At 71.2% G+C, this 16,836-nt stretch carries 16 protein-coding genes; 5 read left to right on the forward strand and 11 right to left on the reverse strand.

All coding sequences use genetic code 11. The annotated features are described in order from the left end of the window. Positions 1 to 251: 251 nt before the first annotated feature. Entirely contained in the window at positions 252 to 1,460 is a 1,209-nt protein-coding gene (locus AB0G04_RS35945) for an MFS transporter (RefSeq protein ID WP_360992336.1), read from the reverse strand. Between the two features lie 189 nt (positions 1,461 to 1,649). Between AB0G04_RS35945 and AB0G04_RS35950 the strand changes: the two genes are divergently transcribed. Then, the gene (locus tag AB0G04_RS35950) at positions 1,650 to 1,946 is read left to right on the forward strand and encodes a DUF6232 family protein (RefSeq protein ID WP_360992339.1); all 297 of its coding nucleotides are present in this window, start codon (positions 1,650 to 1,652) and stop codon (positions 1,944 to 1,946) included. Between the two features lie 17 nt (positions 1,947 to 1,963). On the opposite strand, the gene AB0G04_RS35955 is transcribed toward AB0G04_RS35950, so the two are convergent. The 7 genes from AB0G04_RS35955 to AB0G04_RS35985 are packed head-to-tail and all read right to left on the reverse strand — an operon-like array spanning position 1,964 to position 9,890. Further along, a complete protein-coding gene (locus AB0G04_RS35955) occupies positions 1,964 to 2,560 on the reverse strand; it encodes a class I SAM-dependent methyltransferase (protein WP_360992341.1) in 597 nt (198 codons plus the stop codon). Continuing rightward, positions 2,557 to 2,877: a carboxymuconolactone decarboxylase family protein gene (locus AB0G04_RS35960; RefSeq protein ID WP_360992344.1), complete on the reverse strand. Its 321-nt coding sequence runs from the start codon at positions 2,875 to 2,877 to the stop codon at positions 2,557 to 2,559. The genes AB0G04_RS35955 and AB0G04_RS35960 overlap by 4 nt, the downstream gene beginning before the upstream one ends. 13 nt (positions 2,878 to 2,890) lie before the next feature. Next, positions 2,891 to 3,445, reverse strand: a complete 555-nt coding sequence (locus AB0G04_RS35965) for an isochorismatase family protein (RefSeq protein WP_360992347.1) — start codon at positions 3,443 to 3,445, stop codon at positions 2,891 to 2,893. 10 nt (positions 3,446 to 3,455) lie between these two features. Then, a complete protein-coding gene (gene narI, locus AB0G04_RS35970; RefSeq protein WP_360992350.1) occupies positions 3,456 to 4,190 on the reverse strand; it encodes a respiratory nitrate reductase subunit gamma in 735 nt (244 codons plus the stop codon). Beyond that, entirely contained in the window at positions 4,187 to 4,801 is a 615-nt protein-coding gene (gene narJ, locus AB0G04_RS35975) for a nitrate reductase molybdenum cofactor assembly chaperone (protein ID WP_360992353.1), read from the reverse strand. The genes narI and narJ overlap by 4 nt, the downstream gene beginning before the upstream one ends. Further along, complete coding sequence (gene narH, locus AB0G04_RS35980) at positions 4,798 to 6,300, reverse strand: nitrate reductase subunit beta (RefSeq protein ID WP_360992356.1); 1,503 nt, start codon at positions 6,298 to 6,300, stop codon at positions 4,798 to 4,800. Before narH ends, narJ begins: the two co-directional genes overlap by 4 nt. Beyond that, positions 6,300 to 9,890 (reverse strand): nitrate reductase subunit alpha, encoded by a 3,591-nt coding sequence (locus tag AB0G04_RS35985; RefSeq protein WP_360992526.1) that lies wholly within the window; start codon positions 9,888 to 9,890, stop codon positions 6,300 to 6,302. Before AB0G04_RS35985 ends, narH begins: the two co-directional genes overlap by 1 nt. Positions 9,891 to 10,159: 269 nt before the next feature. On the opposite strand from AB0G04_RS35985, the gene AB0G04_RS35990 reads away from it, so the two are divergent. After that, positions 10,160 to 11,119, forward strand: a complete 960-nt coding sequence (locus AB0G04_RS35990; RefSeq protein WP_360992359.1) for a LacI family DNA-binding transcriptional regulator — start codon at positions 10,160 to 10,162, stop codon at positions 11,117 to 11,119. A 39-nt stretch (positions 11,120 to 11,158) separates the two neighbouring features. Here AB0G04_RS35990 and AB0G04_RS35995 read toward each other — a convergent pair whose 3' ends face one another. Beyond that, positions 11,159 to 12,289 (reverse strand): WYL domain-containing protein, encoded by a 1,131-nt coding sequence (locus tag AB0G04_RS35995; protein WP_360992361.1) that lies wholly within the window; start codon positions 12,287 to 12,289, stop codon positions 11,159 to 11,161. An 87-nt stretch (positions 12,290 to 12,376) separates the two neighbouring features. Between AB0G04_RS35995 and AB0G04_RS36000 the strand changes: the two genes are divergently transcribed. Continuing rightward, positions 12,377 to 12,784: a VOC family protein gene (locus AB0G04_RS36000; RefSeq protein WP_360992364.1), complete on the forward strand. Its 408-nt coding sequence runs from the start codon at positions 12,377 to 12,379 to the stop codon at positions 12,782 to 12,784. Between the two features lie 160 nt (positions 12,785 to 12,944). After that, the gene (locus tag AB0G04_RS36005) at positions 12,945 to 13,565 is read left to right on the forward strand and encodes a GNAT family N-acetyltransferase (RefSeq protein WP_360992367.1); all 621 of its coding nucleotides are present in this window, start codon (positions 12,945 to 12,947) and stop codon (positions 13,563 to 13,565) included. On the opposite strand, the gene AB0G04_RS36010 is transcribed toward AB0G04_RS36005, so the two are convergent. Continuing rightward, the gene (locus AB0G04_RS36010; protein ID WP_360992369.1) at positions 13,513 to 14,160 is read right to left on the reverse strand and encodes a TetR/AcrR family transcriptional regulator; all 648 of its coding nucleotides are present in this window, start codon (positions 14,158 to 14,160) and stop codon (positions 13,513 to 13,515) included. The genes AB0G04_RS36005 and AB0G04_RS36010 overlap by 53 nt on opposite strands. A 173-nt stretch (positions 14,161 to 14,333) precedes the next feature. Here AB0G04_RS36010 and AB0G04_RS36015 point away from each other — a divergent pair, with 173 nt between their 5' ends. Beyond that, a complete protein-coding gene (locus tag AB0G04_RS36015; RefSeq protein WP_360992372.1) occupies positions 14,334 to 15,596 on the forward strand; it encodes an alpha-hydroxy-acid oxidizing protein in 1,263 nt (420 codons plus the stop codon). Between the two features lie 9 nt (positions 15,597 to 15,605). On the opposite strand, the gene AB0G04_RS36020 is transcribed toward AB0G04_RS36015, so the two are convergent. After that, positions 15,606 to 16,805, reverse strand: a complete 1,200-nt coding sequence (locus tag AB0G04_RS36020; protein WP_360992375.1) for an MFS transporter — start codon at positions 16,803 to 16,805, stop codon at positions 15,606 to 15,608. Between the last annotated feature and the right edge of the window lie 31 nt (positions 16,806 to 16,836).

A 16,836-nucleotide genomic window follows, 5' to 3' on the forward strand; every position in this document is an offset into this window, starting at 1 on the left:
GGGCCGGACAGGTTGCTCGGGCCCGGTCCGGCGTGGGAGCAGAGGTTGAGGCCGCTGCGCCGTCCAGCCGGGAACGACAGACGCACCGGCCACCGGGTGGAGGACCGGTGGCCGGTGCGGGGCTCGGCGCGGGCGGGACGGGTGGCGCGGGACGAGTGGCGGGGCGCCGGTGGCGCCGGCTGAGGCGTGGCGCTTGGCGGGACGGTGGTGCCGGTGGGGCGGGGACGGTGGCGCGAGGCGGCAGGTCGGGGTCAGACCGTGACGGCCGGGCGGCGGGAGACCGAGAGGACGTCCAGGAGCAGGGCCGCGGTCGCCACCACGCCGAGCAGCGCGAGCCCGAGGCCGTACGACTGGAAGTGTCCGTAGATCGCCCCCATGACCAGCGGCGGGACGAAACCGCCGAGGCCACCGGCCGCGCCGACGACCCCGGTGACCGCGCCGACCTGATGTGCCGGGGCGACCTGCGCGACGAGGGCGAAGGTGGCCCCGCTGCCCGCGCCGAGGGCGGCCGCCATGGCGAGGAAGGCGATGGTGCCGACCGGAGCGAGACCCGGCGTGAAGGACTGCACGACGGCGCCGAGGACGACGACCCCGAGAGCGACGGCGAGGACGCGGCTCGCGGCGAAGCGGTCCGCGAGCCAGCCGCCGACCGGCCGCATCACGACGGCGAGCAGCACGAATCCGGCCATCCGGTTGGCGGCGTCGGCCTGGGTGAGGCCGTAGGCGGTCTTCAGGTAAGCCGGCAGGTACACGGAGAAGGCGACATATCCCCCGAAGGCGACCGCGTACAGCGCCGAGGCCTGCCAGGTGATCTTCAGGCGGAGCACGGCGGCGAGCCGCTGCGCGAGCGGTGCGGTCGGCACCGGACGGCCGGGCGCGTCGCGCAGCACGAGCCAGGCGACGAGGGCGTACGCGGCGAGCACTCCCGCGGTGATCAGGAACGGTGCCGGAGTACCGCCGGCGCCGACGAGCCGGACGGTGGTGAGCGCACTGATCGCGGTGCCACCCATGCCGACGCCGAAGATGCCGATCGCGAGACCGCGACGCTCCGGCGGGAACCAGGCGTTGACGAACGGGACGCCGATCGCGAACGCCGTACCGCCGATGCCGAGGAAGAATCCACCGATCAGCAGCGACGTGAGCGCGTCATGACCCAACAGCCCGAGATAGAGCACCGGCACGATGGTGATGAGCGAGATCAGCGGGAACATGACCCGGCCGCCGTAACGGTCGGTGAGGGCGCCGACGGGAATCCGGCCGACCGACCCGACGACGACCGGTACCGCGACCAGCAGCGCCTGCTGGAACGGGGTGAGGCCGAGGGCCGCCTGGAACTTCGTGGCGAGCGGGCTGAGCAGCGCCCACGCCCAGAAGTTGACGGCGAACCCGACGGTCGCCAGGGCGAGCATCAATGCTGCCCTGCCCCCTTCGCGGGTGGATGGGGTCTGCGGTGTGCTCATGGTCCACTCCATCGTCTGCGTGACGACCCGGTCGGCGGGTCGGCTCCAGAATCGTCACGGCCCGGCCCGGTGGACAGGGACCTTGGACCCGTTCCGGGAGGACCGGTTCCCTGATCCGCAACTCCTGGCGATTGAGCAGCATCGACACGCGTGTGACCATGACTGGCGAGGGCACGCGAGAGGAGTCCCGTGAGGAGGGTGTACTACCGGAGTTACGACGCCGAGGTCACCAGTGAGATGTTCATCCGCGACCCCGCCGGGTCGCCGGAGACCTACGCGATCGCCGAGATCGGGGAGGTCGCCGTCAAGGTGATCGAGCGGGACTGGTGGGAGCTCTGGCAACCCAAGCAGGTGTGGGTCCTGCAGGCCCGATACCAGGGCCGGACCGTGAACCTGTACGAGAGCGCGGAACCACGTGTCTTCAACATGGTCACCCGCGCTCTCCAGCGTGCGCTCGAGGAACGCCCCGGCAGGCACTGGGCGTGAGCCGCCGCCCCGGCCGGTCAGGCGGCCGCCCGGAGGATGGCGACCAGGAAGCCGGCGCCCGGTGTGAAGGGGCGCAGATCCCACGTGCTCAGCAGCAGGTCCGGGGTCAGGCCGGCCGTGGTCGCGTCGGCGAGGAAGTCGTCGAACTCGTAGCCACGGCCCGCACCGAAACCGACGACCGCCCGTCCGCCGTCGGCGAGATGGGCGCCGAACCGGCGCAGGATCTCCACCCGGGTCGACGGGCCGGCGAAAGTCATCACGTTGCCGGCGCACACGATCACGTCGAAGCGGTCCGGCAGGTCGATCTCGCTCAGGTCGCCGACCTGCCACGCCGGACCCGGATGCTGACTGCGGGCCTCGGCGATCAGCTCCGGGTCGAGGTCGACGCCGGTGACGTCGTGGCCGGCGGCGGCCAGGTGGCCGCCGACCCGGCCGGTACCGCAGCCGGCGTCGAGGATGCGCGAGCCACGCGGCACCATCGCGTCGATCATCCGGGCTTCGCCGCCGAGGTCGTCGCCGCGTTCGGCCATCGCCCGGAATCGTTCGATGTACCACCGGGAGTGGCCCGGGTCTTCGGCGATCTTCTGCAGCCAGAGATTGTCGGTGGTGCTCATGGCGCGGTTGCTACCTCTTCTATCCAGCCGAGTGCGGCGATGGCGGTCGGGAAACCGCACGTGGTGACGGCGGCGAGGGCGACAGCGCGGACCTCGTCGAGGGTGGCCCCGTGTTGCAGGGCCTTGCGGACGTTGGAGCGGACCGCGCCTTCCGCCTCGGCGCCGATCGCGATGGCCAGTTTCAGCAGCCGGTCGGTGCGGTCGTCGAACGGGTTCTGTTCCCGGATGGTGCGGGCCAGGGTTCCCTGCGCCTCGGCGATCTCCGGGAAGCGGCTGAGAAACTGCTGGTAGACACCGGGAAGATAGTCATCGGTCATGACTTCACCGTAGTCATCCGCTGAAGTCGACCTTCCCGGTTTCGACGGTCCCGGCGGTGCGGCCGGGGGCGCTGTGGAACTGCCAGTAGAGGTTCGTGTGGGCGATGACCTGCTCGGGGGCGGGGGCGCCGTACGCGGACAGGTCCTCGGTGGTGTGCGCGTCGGAGACGAGCGTGACGTCGTAGCCCCGGACGATGCCGCCGTGCAACGTGCTGCGGATGCAGGCGTCACTCTGGGCGCCGGTGACGACGAGCCGGCCGACACCCCGCTCGGCGAGCACCGTCTCGAGGTCGGTGGCCTCGAACGAGTCGCCGTAGTTCTTCTGCACCAGCGGCTCGTCGTCGCGGCGGGTCAGCTCCGGAACGTATCGCCACTCGTCGCTGCCGTGCGCCAGCCCGTCGTCGGAGTGCTGCACCCACACCACCGGCACCTGCTCGGAGCGGGCCTTCTCGACCAGGGTGCCGATGTTGGCGATCACGTCGTCACGGCGCGCGGCAGCGGCGACCACACCGACCTGGACGTCGATCACGAGCAGAGCCGTGCGGGGGCGGTTGGTCAGAGTCGTCATGGTCCCCACCCTAGGACGAGGGTGTGACAACTTTCCGGACGGCGGCCGGTGCCGGCGATGGCACCGGGGCGGGTCCGCGGCGGCCGCGATAGACGACGTAGGGCCGCCAGAGGTAGGCCAGCGGTGCCGACCAGACGTGCACCAGCCGGGTGAACGGCCAGAGCGCCAGGAACAGGAAGCCACCGATGGCGTGCAGCTGGAAGACCAGCGGGGCGCCGCTCATCAGGGCCGGCTCGGGGTGGAACCAGAAGATGCCACGGAACCAGACGGCGATCGTCTCCCGGTAGTCGTAGCCCTCACCGAACAGATTGATCACCACGGTGCCGCTCATGCCGAGCACGACCATGACCGTCAGCGCCACGTACAGAACCTTGTCCATGGTCGTGGTGACGCGCCGGATCCGGCCACTGACGAACCGCCGGGCGATCAGCAGCGCCAGACCGGCCACCAGCATGACCCCGGTGATGGTGCCGCCGGTGACCGACACGAGGTGGTAGGTGTGTTCCGAGATGCCGGCGAACTCGGTGAACGAGGCGGGGACGAGCAGGCCCATCGCATGGCCCGCGATCACTCCGAACGCACCGAGGTGGAACAGCGGCGAGCCGAGCCTCAGCAGCCGGTTCTCCAGGAGCTGGCTGGTGTGGGTGGTCCAGCCGAACTGGTCGTGCCGCCACCGCCAGATGTGCCCGGCGACGAACACCGCGAGACATGCGTAGGGCAGGACGATCCAGACAAGGGTGCTCACTTGCACACCTCCGCGTAGGGAGCGAGGTTGGGGCCGAGGCCCACCGCGTCGAGACCCACGGTCTCGACCGGCGGTCCGTCGAAGGCCAGGGACGTCAGCGCGGCGCGGTCCTCGTCCGTCAGTTGCGGCAGCAGATCGCAGACGACGTCGAGCACCAGCGCGTACGGGGTACGCGTCTCGTGCAGCGCCGCCCGCAGCAGCTCGATGCCCTGCCGGTGCTGGCGCAGCGGGGCCTCGCCGTCGCCGGGCCCGGCCACCGCAGCGAACTCGAGCACGATCGGCAGCAGGTCGGGAAGTTCCCCGTCGGCCAGCCGCAGCCCGTGCGCGCGGTACCGCTGTTTGAGCATGAGCAGCGCCATCCCCCGCTTACGGGTGTCGCCGTGCAGGTAGTAGGTCAGGTAGAGCCCGGAGCGCCGGCGCAGGTCGAACGTCTCGACGTAGTGCCGCTGCGCCTCGATCAGGGTGCCGGAGAGCAGCCAGTCCACGAAACGTTCGAGACCGTCGACGCCGGCGGCGGCGGCCCGCAACTCGCCGCCGGCGGCCCGCAGTTCCTCGTCGGGATAGGTGAGCAGCAGCGATGTGAGCTGAAAGATCCGGGAGCGGTCCATCATCGGCTCCGTTTCGTGACGATGGTGACCGGGACGCCGCCGCTGCCGCCCATGCCCGGTCCGCCCTCGCCGTCGAGGGAGCATCCGCCCAGTTCCTCGAGCGCCGCGGCCTGCCCGGCGTGCGCGGCCGGAATGACGTACCGCTCGTCGTACTTGGCGACGGCGAGCAGCCGGTACATGGCCTCGACCTGCTCACCGGTCATGCCGAGGTCGTCGAGCAGGTCGCTCGCGACGGTGCCGTCCAGGGTGCGGGCCCGCATGTAGGCACGCATCCCGGCCAGTTTCATCAGCACTCCCCCGGCCACCTCGGTGTCACCGGCGGTGAACAGCGAGGCCAGGTATTCGATCGGGATCCGCAGGTCCTGGATGGTGTGGAAGATGTCGTCGGCGTCGGTGTCGTCGCGGCCGGCCGCTCCGGCGGCGTCCAGGACCGGGGACAGCGGTGGGACGTACCAGACCATCGGCAGCGTGCGGTACTCCGGGTGCAGCGGCAGCGCGATCCGGTACTCGCTGATCAGCTTCCAGACCGGGGACGCCTTGGCAGCCTCGATCCACTCGCCGGGGTGGCCGGCGTCGCGGGCGGCCCGCTGCACGGCCGGGTCGTGCGGGTCGAGGAACACCGATCGCTGCGCGTCGAGCAACTCCGCCTCGGGCACCGACGCCGCGGCGAGGACGGCGTCTTCGTCGTACCAGAGAATGCCCAGGTAACGGAGGCGGCCGACGCACGTCTCGCTGCAGATGGTCGGTTGTCCCGCCTCGATGCGCGGGAAGCAGAAGGTGCACTTCTCGGCCTTGCCGGTGGCATGGTTGACATAGACCTTCTTGTACGGGCATGCCGACACGCACATCCGCCAGCCGCGGCACCGGTCCTGGTCGACCAGGACGATGCCGTCCTCCTCACGCTTGTACATGGCGCCCGACGGGCAGGCCGAGACGCATGCCGGGTTGAGGCAGTGCTCGCAGATCCGCGGAAGATGGAACATGAAGGTCTTCTCGAACTCGAACTTGACCTTTTCCCCCCAGCCGCGCAGGTTGGGGTCGTCCGCCGCGGTCCGGCCGCCGAGGGAGTCTTCCCAGTTCGCGCCCCACTCGATCGCCATGGGTTCGCCGGTGAGCCGGGAGTACGGCTTCCGGACCGGGGTGTCGGCAAGTCCACCGGGCGCGTTGACCAGGATGTCCTTGTCGAAGGTGGCGGGCTCGTAGTAGTCGTCGATGGTCGGCAGGTCGGGGTTGGCGAAGATCCGGGAGAGGCGCTTGGCCCGGCCGCCGCTCCTCAGCTTCAACCGGCCCTTCCCGTCGAGTGTCCAGCCGCCCTTCCAGCGTTCCTGATCCTCGTAATGTTTCGGGTAGCCGATGCCCGGCTTGGTCTCGACGTTGTTGAACCAGACGTACTCGGTGCCCTCGCGGTTGGTCCACGTCTGCTTGCAGGTGACCGAGCAGGTGTGGCAGCCGATGCACTTGTCCAGGTTCATCACCATGGCGACCTGCGCTCGAATACGCATCAGTACTCCACCTCCTGCGTGCGGCGGCGGATCACGGTGATCTCGTCGCGCTGGCTGCCGATCGGGCCGTAGTAGTTGAAGGCGTAGGTGAGCTGGGCGTGCCCGCCGGCCAGGTGGGTCGGCTTGACCAGCAACCGTGTCATCGAGTTGTGGTAGCCGCCGCGCCTTCCGGACTTCTCGGCTTTCGGGACGTTCACCGTGCGTTCCGGGGAGTGGTACTGGAAGACGGTGCCCTCGGGCATCCGGTGGCTGACCACGGCACGGGCCACGACGACGCCGTTACGGTTGTGTGCCTCGATCCACTCGTTGTCGCTGACCCCGATCTTGGCGGCGTCCTGGACGCTCATCCAGATCACCGGACCGCCCCGGGACAGGGCGAGCATCAGCTCGTTGTCGTGGTACATCGAGTGGATCGACCACTTGGCGTGCGGCGTCAGGAACCGGACGGTCACTCCCCCGTCGACCGCGTCGCCGGGCTTGCCGAAGTGCCGCGCCATGTTGAGCGGCGGCCGGAACGCCGGCAGCTGCTCGCCCAGCTCGGCGACCCAGTCGTGCTCGACGAAGAAGTGCTGCCGGCCGGTGATCGTGTGCCACGGCTTGAGCCGCTCCACGTTGATCGTGAACGGTGAGTACCGGCGGCCGCCCTTCTCCGAGCCGGACCACTCCGGACTGGTGAACACCGGCTGCGGTGCCTCCTGGGTCTCGGCGTACGTGACCCGGCCGGTCTCGTGGCCCTCGATCAGGTCCGTGAACCGCTGGCCGGTCCGCTTCTCCAACTCGAGGAAGCCGGCGTGCGCCACCCGCCCGTTCGTGGTTCCGGAGAACGTCAGAATGGCCTCGCACATCCGATCGGCGGTGGCCAGCGAAGCCCGGCCGTCGAGCACCCCGTTCTGGTGCTTGAGGTATTCGACCTCGGCCGTCACGTCGACGGTGATCGCCTTCGTGGTGGTGCCGAGCTTCTCCATCAGGGGGCCGACGGTCCGCATCCGCATGCCGATCCGCGTGTAGTCCCGCTCGATCTCGATCAGTTTCGGCATCGTCCGTCCGGGCACCGGCTCGCATTCGCCGAACTTCCAGTCACGGACCCGTCCGCCGGGCATGGCCAGTTCGTCCGGGGTGTCGTGCTGCAGCGGTGCGGCCAGTACGTCGGTGCGGGTGCCGAGGTGGACCTCGGCCAGCTCACTGACCTTGTCGGCCAGGGCCAGGAACGTGTCGTAGTCGGTGTGCGCGTCACCGGGCGGTGTCACGGCCGGGCTGAACGCGTGCACGAACGGATGCATGTCGGTGGTCGAGATGTCGTGCTTCTCGTACCAGGTGGCGGCCGGCAGGACCAGGTCGGAGTGCAGGCCGGTGTTGGTCATCCGGAAGTCCATCGCGGTGAGCAGGTCGAGCTTGCCGACCGGCGCGTCGTCGCGCCACGTGACGTCCCGCGGCCGTTCGCCGGGACCGCATTCGGTGGCCGTCTCCAGCGAGGAGACGCCAAGCAGATGCCGCATGAAGTACTCGTTGCCCTTGCCCGACGAGCCGAGCAGGTTGGCCCGCCACAGGGTGAGGCAGCGCGGGAAGTTCGCCGGGTCGTCGGGGTCCTCGGCCACCGTCCTCAACCGGCCGGCCTTCAGCTCCGCGACGATGTGCTCCTGGACCGGCCGGCCGGCGGCCGCGGCCTCGTCGGTCAGGTCGAGCGGGTTGCGGTTGAAGAACGGGTGGCCCGGGCTCCAGCCCATCCGCTGCGCGGCCGCGACCGTGTCCGCGAACGCCATCCCGGCGAAGCGGCCGGTACCCAGCGGCGACGCCAGCTCGTCGGCCGGCACCCGCTCGTAGCGCCACTGGTCGGTGTGCAGATACCAGAACGGGGTGGACGCCTGGTGCCGCATCGGCCGCTGCCAGTCGAAGGCGAAGCTCATGTGCTGCTGCCCGGTGATCGGGCGGGCCTTCTCCTGGCCGACGTAGTGCGCCCAGCCGCCACCGTTGACGCCCTGGCAGCCGGTCAGCGTGACCAGCGAGATGAACGCCCGGTACGTCATGTCGGAGTGGAACCACTGGTTGGCGCCGGCACCGAGGACAATCATGGACCGGCCGTTGCTGCGCTCGGCGTTGCGGGCGAACTCGCGGCCGATGCGGGCCGCCAGCTTCGCGTCGACACCGGTGATCCGTTCCTGCCAGGCCGGAGTGTTCGGCGAATCGGCGTCGTCGTACCCGCTCGGCCACTCGCCCGGGAGCTCGCCGCGACGAACCCCGTACTGCGCCATGACCAGGTCGAACACGGTAGTGACGAGGTGCTCGCCGACCCGGCGGACGGGGACTCCGCGACGGATCGTGGAACCACCCTCGGTGTCGCCGATGTCGAAGCGCGCCATCTCGATCTCGACGGCCTCCCCGCCGCCGACGCCGAGCGCCGGTACGACGTCGCCGAGGTCGAGGTTCCACTTGCCGGGCTCGCCGTAGCGGTAACCGAGCGAGCCGTTCGGAACCACCGGCTCACCGGTCGCCGAGTCGAGGAGCACGGTCCGGTGCTCGCCGTTCTCCTCGCCGAGGTCGGCGGCGGTGAGGAAGCGGCCGGCCTTACCGTCCACGATCGTCACCAGGAACGGCAGATCCGTGTACCGGCGGGCGTAGTCGGCGAAGTACGGGACCTCGCGGTCGCGGAAGAACTCGGTGAGGATCACGTGGCCCATCGCCATGGCCAGGGCGCCGTCGGTGCCGGGGTGCGGTGCCAGCCAGTCGTCGGCGAACTTGACGTTGTCGGCGTAGTCCGGGCTCACCGCCACGACCTTCGTGCCCTTGTACCGGGCCTCGGCCAGGAAGTGCGCGTCCGGGGTGCGGGTCACCGGGATGTTCGAGCCCCACATCATCAGGTAGGTGGAGTTCCACCAGTCGCCGGCCTCGGGCACGTCGGTCTGGTCGCCCCAGATCTGGGGTGAGGCGATCGGCAGGTCCGCGTACCAGTCGTAGAAGCTCAGCAGGGTGCCGCCGAGCAGTGCGTGATAGCGGGTGCCCGCCGCGAACGACGCCATCGACATGGCCGGGATCGGTGAAAAGCCGACGACACGGTCCGGGCCGTACCTCTTGACGGTGTAGACGTGCGCGGCGGCCATCAACTCGATCGCCTCGTCCCAGGTGGCCCGGACGAATCCGCCACGCCCGCGCTGCGACTTGTAGGCCTGCGCCTTCAGCGGCGTCTCCACGATTTCCGCCCACGCGGCCACCGGGTCACCCAGGCGCTGCCGCGCCTCACGGAACATCTCGGCGAGAACACCGCGCAGGTACGGGTGACGCACGCGGGAGGGCGAGTACTCGTACCAGGAGAAGCTCGCGCCGCGCGGGCAGCCCCGCGGCTCGTAGTCGGGCGAGTCGGGGCCGGCCGTCGGGTAGTCGGTGGCCTGGTGCTCCCAGGTGATCAGACCGTCCTTGACGAACACGTTCCACGAGCAGGAACCGGTGCAGTTGACGCCGTGGGTGGAACGGACCACCTTGTCGTAGCGCCAGCGGTCACGGTAGAAGGCGTCCCACTCGCTGTCGTCGACCTTGTGCAGCGTGCGCCCATGGTCCCCGACCGTCTCGCGGGTGAGGAAGCGGCGCGCGCCCAGCAGGGGGGCGGTTCCGGGGTCGAGTGACACGATGGTTTCCTTCGCCGTGGAGCGGCCGGCCGGGCGGCTGCCCGACACCCCCAAGGCTGCCCTTCGGCGTCCCGGGCCGCCTGAGCCCGCGGTCCCGCATTCCCCGGGACCAAAGTCCCGCCCGGTCCGGGACTTCACGGCCCGATGCCGGCGGATCCGGTCCGGCATTCGTGCCCGGACCGGACACGAACGGAGCCGTCGTCCCTGGTCGTCGGGACTCTGCGTCCGGCATATTTGCCGGCATGACGAGCAGACCCCAGCTGGCCGAGGTCGCCCGCCGTGCCGGGGTGTCGGTCGCCACCGCGTCCCGGGTCCTGTCCGGTCGCGGCCCGGCCTCCGCGGCCAGCCGCGACGCGGTACGCGGAGCAGCCACCGAACTCGGGTACGTTCCCCACCCGGTCGCCCGCCGGCTCGCCCGTGGAGCAGGGACACGGGTGCTGTTCGCGGTCCGCGACCGTCGCGCCGACATCCTTCGCGACCCGTTCGTCACCCGGGCCGCCACCGCGATGGCCGCCGCGGCCGACGCCGACGGCCTCGGGGTCACCGTGCGGCACCTGCCGCTGGACGCGTCGGCCGAGCTGGACCGGATCGCCGCCGACCGCAGCATCGCCGCCGTGGTGCTGGCCGGCCACGACCGTGCCCTGCTCGACGCCCTGCCGGCGGCGCTGCCCGGCCGCTTCGGCGTGATCGGTGCCGGCGGGCCCGACGTGGACAGCGCCGCCGGTGTCAGTGCCCTGCTACGCCACCTGCACCTGACCGGCCGGCGCCGGATCGCGCTGATCGGTGGCCCGCCCTGGCTGGCCGCCAGCCGCCCGCCGATGGACGCCTACACCGGGCTGATGCACGAGGCCGGCCTGCCCGTCCGGGTCATGACCGGCGACTTCACCGCGGCACGGGGGCGCGCTGCCGCGCAGACCGTGCTGCGCCGCTGGCCGGGCACCGATGCCATCGCCACGGTCAGTGACGCGACCGCGCTCGGCGTTCTGCAGGCTCTCGCTACGGCCGGTATCCGTGTCCCTGACGACATCGCCGTCACCGGCTTCGACGACGTTCCCTTTGCCGCGTCCGCGTATCCCGCCCTGACCACCGCCACCCACCCGGTCGAGGAGATCGCCGCGGCCGCCGTCCGCGCCGCGGTCGGCGGGACGCCCGCCGCGGCTCAGCTGTTCCCGAGCCACCCGGTGCTCCGGGCCACCGCCTGACCATGGACCCGGAGCCGCCGGTCACGGGCCGCGGGCCGGTCAGGTGGCGCCGGACGGGCGCGGCGGGGCCGATGTGTACAGCTCGACCAGTTCGGTGCCGATGCGGGCGAGTTCGGTGCGCACCTCCGGTGGGTCGAGCACCTCGACGGCCGCACCCCACCCGGACAACGTGCGGGCGATGTCACGCGCCTGCGGAGCACCGACCCGTACCCGGGCCCGGCCGTCGGGAAGCGTCTCCCGCACCTCGCAGTGCCGGCCGAAGTGGTCCCGGAGCACCCAGACGAACCGCTCCGCGATCAACAGCGTCGCCCACGTACGGGCCCGCATGTCCTCCACCCGCCCGACCACCTGGCCCCAGGCCTCGTCGAGGGTGAAATCGGCGGGCCGTTCGAAGGTCTTCCCAGTGACCGTGACCTCGCCCATCCGGTCCACCCGGAAGGTCCGCCTGCCCTTGACCGTCCCCGCGATCAGGTAGAACACGTCGTCCTTGTCGACCAGGCCCCACGGGTCGGCCTCCCGCTCGTCCCCCGGCGTCCCGTGACCCGGCGCCCCGTGGCCCGGCGTCGGATGACCCGGCGTCCCGTGGCCCGGCGTCGGATGACCCGGCGTCCCGTGGCCCGGCGTCCCGTGGCCCGGCGTCCCGTGGCCCGGCGTATCCGTTTCCGGCTCCCGACGCGACCGGTCGTCCGTCGTGCGGCCGGCGCTCCGGTAGGTGAAGCGGATGCGCCGCCGGCCGATCACGGCGTCCTGGAGCAGACCGACGATGCCGGACGGCGGTCGCTGCTCCTCGCCCCAGCCGGCCGGGTCGACGAGCGTCGACGCGGCGGCGGCCCCGGCCTCGGTCCGGAACGGGGCGGGCAGCGCCCGGAGCAGTTTGCGCAGCGCCGCCTTCGCCTCGTCAGACGCCGCGGACGGCCCTGCCAGCAGGAACAACGCTCGGGCCTCGGGTGCCGACAGGCCGCTCAGATCGGTACGTGCGCCGCCGACCAGTGACCAGCCGCCGTGGCGGCCGGGCTGCGGATAGACGGGGACACCGGCGGCCGACAGTGCCTCCAGATCCCGCCGGGCGGTGGCGACCGAGACCTCCAGCTCGGCGGCGATCTCCGCGGCGGTGACCCGGCCGCGGGTCTGCATGAGAAGGAGGGTGGCGACGAGCCGGTCCGCGCGCATGTCCGTCAGATTGGCAGAAAAAGTGCTCAGAAGGTGAGCACTTAAAGCGGAAGCATCGATGTGGAAGGCACAACGAAGGGAAACGACATGCTCCGCGGATTCACCACCGTCACGTTCGTCGCCGACGACATGGCCGAGGCTCGCTCCTGGTACACGACCGTGTTCGGCGCCGAGCCGTACTTCGTCCGGGAGGCCGGCGACCAGACGGCCTACCTGGAATGGCGCGCCGGTGACTACCAGCACGAGTTCGGCATGCTCAACAGCCGGTTCGCACCGCACCCGCCGGCCGGACGGCCGTCCGGTGCGGTGATCTACTGGGCGGTCGACGACGTCGAGGCCGCCTACCGGCGTCTGCTGGATCTCGGGGCGGCCTCGCACGACGAGCCGACCGAACGCGGACCTGGTTACGTCACGGCATCGGTCATCGACCCGTTCGGCAACATCCTCGGCGTCATGTACAACCAGCACTATCTCGACGTTCTTTCGAAGATCTGACCGCTACCCCCCGCCTCAGCCCCGCAGCCGCCTCGCGGCCGCGACCAGCCGCGAACGTCGCCTCGTGCCGGCGGGACGCCTGGTTGCGGCCGGCTGCGGCGTGTCGCGTACGAGATTGTGCGGTTGCGGTGGAAGCGGTTCCACCGCCTACCGTGCGGGCGTGCCCGAGATCCGCCCCTACCGGCCCGCCGACCGCGCCGCGCTCTATGACATCTGTGTCCGTACCGCCGACGCCGGTGGCGACGCCCGCGGCGTGTACTCCTCCGACGATCTGATGGGTGACCTGTTCGCCGGGCCCTACGCACAGCTCGAACCGCACCTGGCGTTCGTGCTCGACGACGGCGGCGAGGTGGCCGGCTACGTCGTCGGGACCGCCGACACGCCGGAATTCGTGCGGCGCTACCGGGCCGAATGGATTCCGCTGGTCGGCGACCGCTACCCGGTGCCGCCGCCACCGCCACGCACCCCCGAGCAGGACATGATCGCTCTGCACTTCCGTCCGGAGCGCATGCTGGTGCCCGGCCTGGACGGTCATCCGGCGCACCTGCACATCGACCTCCTGCCGCACTGTCAGGGGCACGGGTTCGGCCGCCGCCTCATCGACCGGTTCCTGGACACCGTGGATGCCCCCGGCGTCCACGTCGGCATGCTGACCGCGAACGTCAAGGCCCGCGGCTTCTACGACCGTCTGGGCTTCACCGTGCTCCCGGTGCCCGATCCCGGCCCGCTCACCTACCTGGGGATCCGGGTTGCGCGGGGCGGACGCGCGCGGGCGGAGTGATCCGGGGTGACTCGCCGACCGCCTGCAGGAACGCGGTGATGACGGCATCGGGACCGGGCAGTGCGGGTTCCGTGCCGGCGATCCGGGCGACGGTGGTGGTGTCCCGGATCGCGCTCAGGGCGAGCAGCAGCGCGTCCCGGAAACCGGGCCGCGCCGCGTAGGTCGGCAGCGCCCGCTCGGCGACCGCGACCACCCGATCGGTCACGGCGACGAGTGTGGTCGCGGTCTTCTGTGCGGTGTCGGGGTGGGTGCGCGCGAGAACCAGCAGTTCCGCGACGACGGCGAGGGCCGGCGAACGGTAACTCTCCCAGATGCGGCGCAGCAGCAACTCGGCACGCCGCCGTTCGGTGGCGCCCTCCACGGGCCGGGACGCCTCGTCGAGGAGCCGGGTGGCCAGACGGTTGATCGCGGCGTCGATCAGGGCCGCCTTGGTCGGGAAGTAATGCTGTTGCAGACCTTGGCTCACGCCGGCGCGCTGGGCGACGCCGCGAGTGGTGATGGCGGCGAAACCGTCGGTCGCGAGGCTTTCCAGGGTCGCGTCCAGGAGCGCTTCGAGCGCCTGTTCGCGACGGGTCGCCCGTATTCCGTCCGCCATCCTCGCATCCTACCTTCCCAAGTCAGTTGACTTGGTTTAGCGTGGCAGCCACGATGCTGAGGCCACCGCGGCGGTCTCCGCGACGCCCTACGCTGACCAGCGACGACGGCTGCCGGACGGCCGGCGGCCCACGCCGCGGAGCCTCGAAACGACCGCACCCGCCGGAGGAACCCATGTCCGGAGCCGGACTCGCCCGCCTGAGCAGCATCTACCGTCAGGGCGTGCTGGGACGCCGGCCCGTGGTCCCGGCTGACTTCGCCGAGCTGGAGCGGCGGGCCCGCCGCGCCAGCAGCACCCGGGCCTGGGCATACGTCGCGGGCGGTGCCGGCGAGGGCCGCACCATGCGCCGCAACCGGGAAGCCTTCGGCCGCTGGGCGATCGTGCCGCGGATGGCGTCGGGCGCCGTGGACCGCGATCTGTCCGTCGAGCTGCTCGGCGCCCGGCACACGACGCCACTGCTGCTCGCGCCGGTGGGGGCGGGCGCACTGATGGGCGCCGACAGCGACGTGAAGATCGCCCGCGCGGCCGCGGCGACCGGCACCGCCTACATCTTCTCCAACCAGGGCTGCAACCCGATGGAGGACTGTGCGGCCGCGATGGGCGATGCGGCACGGTGGTTCCAGCTCTACTGGAGCAAGGACGAACAGCTCGTCGACAGCCTGATCGCACGGGCCGAGGCGATCGGGGCGGGCGCGCTGGTCGTCACGCTCGACACGACCGTGCTCGGCTGGCGGCCCCAGGACCTCAACCTGGGCTCACTGCCGTTCAGCCGCGGGCAGGGCATCGCCCAGTACACGTCCGACCCCAGGTTCCGCGACATCGCCACCGCACGTGCCGGGCAGCCCTCCCCGAAACCGGAGGTGACCCTCGGGGCGATCCGCACTCTGATCGCGATGACCCGCAACCATCCGGGCCGGTTCTGGGACAACCTGCGCTCGCCGCTGCCGAAGGCGTCGGTCGAGACGTTCCTCGACATCTACTCCAATCCGGGTCTGAGCTGGGACCACCTCGCCACACTGCGGGACCGGACCCGGCTGCCCGTGGTCCTCAAGGGCATCCTGCATCCCGACGACGCCCGGCGTGCCTTCGACCTGGGCGCCGACGCGGTGGTCGTGTCGAACCACGGCGGCCGGCAGATCGACAACGCCATCGCGTCGCTCGACGCGCTGGTCACCGTGCGGGAGGCGGTGGGCCCGGACGCGACCGTGCTGCTGGACAGCGGCATCCGCACCGGTGCCGACGTCTTCACCGCGCTCGCGTTGGGCGCGGACGCGGTGCTGCTCGGCCGCCCCTACATGTACGGGCTCGCACTGGCCGGCCAGAGCGGCGTCGAGGACGTGATCCGCAACGTGATCGCCGAACTGGACCTGACCATGGCCCTCGCCGGCACGCGGGACATCGCCGGCATCACCCGGGATCTGCTGACGCCGGCCTGAGACCGCCGGTCAGGCGGCGGCCTCAGGCCGGTCTCCGGCGCCACTGACGCCGGCCGGGTGGCGACCGGCGTTTCGGATGCTGCCGGCGCTCAACGTGACGAACAGGGCGAGCGCGACCGGAATCCACAGTGCCGCGGGCAGCCCGACCGCGGTCGCGGCGGCGCCGATCGCGATCGGGCCCAGCAGGAACCCGACGTAGCCGATGCTCACCACGGTCGACAACGCCTGGCCCGCGCGCCGCGGATCCACTCCGGCGGCCGCGGAGAAGAACTGCGGGGCGACGCAGGACACGCCGAGACCCAGCAGCCCGAACCCGGCGACCCCGGCGATCGGGTGCTCGATCAGCAGGCCGGCGCCGAGTCCTGCGGCGGCGATCAGCCCGCTGGCCCGGATCAGGGTCACCGGCCCGAACCGGCCGGCGATCCGGTCGCCCACGAGCCGCCCGGCCGTCATCATGATCGCGAAGGCCGCGTAGCCGTACGCCGCGAAGCCCTCCGATGTGCCCAGATCCTCACGCAGGTAGACGGCACTCCAGTCGGCGGCCGCACCCTCACCGACGAGCGTGCCGAGCACCACGATCCCGAAGAAGATCAGCAGTGGCCGGTGACGGCCCGCACCGGCCACGTCGGAGTCCGTCACGGCATCGGCCGGCACCTCGGACGTCAGCACCCACCGCGATGCCCACCCGGCCAGCACGACGGCGAGCAGGCCGGCACTGATCAGCGTCACGGCCACGCTCATGCCGGCGTGCGCGAACAGACTGCCGACGATCGCCCCGAGAAAACCGCCGATGCTGTAGATCGCGTGGAACGACGCCATGATGGGCCGGCCGTGGGCCCGCTCGACCTCGGCGGCGTTGGCGTTCATCGCGATGTTCAGGGTGCCGTGCACCGCGCCGAACACGAACAGTGCCGCACACAGCGCGGTCAGGCCGCCGGCGAGCGCCGGTGGGACGAGCAGGACGCCTTCCAGCAGCGCGGCCGGCACCAGCACCCGGGAGCTGCCGAACCGGTCGGTGAGCCGGCCGAGCACGGCCATCCCGGTGATGCAGCCGGCGGCGAACGCGAGCAGGGCCAGACTGAGCCGGCCGTCACTGAGCCCGAGGTTCTCCTTGACCGCGGGAATCCGCGCGGTCCACACCCCGAGCGCGGTGCCGAACAACAGGAAGACCAGGGAGGTGGCTATCCGGCCACGGCGCAGGGGATCCATGCGCAGGACAGTAGACGGACCCCCTGACAGA

The sequence above is a fragment of the Actinoplanes sp. NPDC023801 genome, from assembly GCF_040639655.1.
In the GTDB taxonomy this organism is placed as follows: domain Bacteria; phylum Actinomycetota; class Actinomycetes; order Mycobacteriales; family Micromonosporaceae; genus Actinoplanes.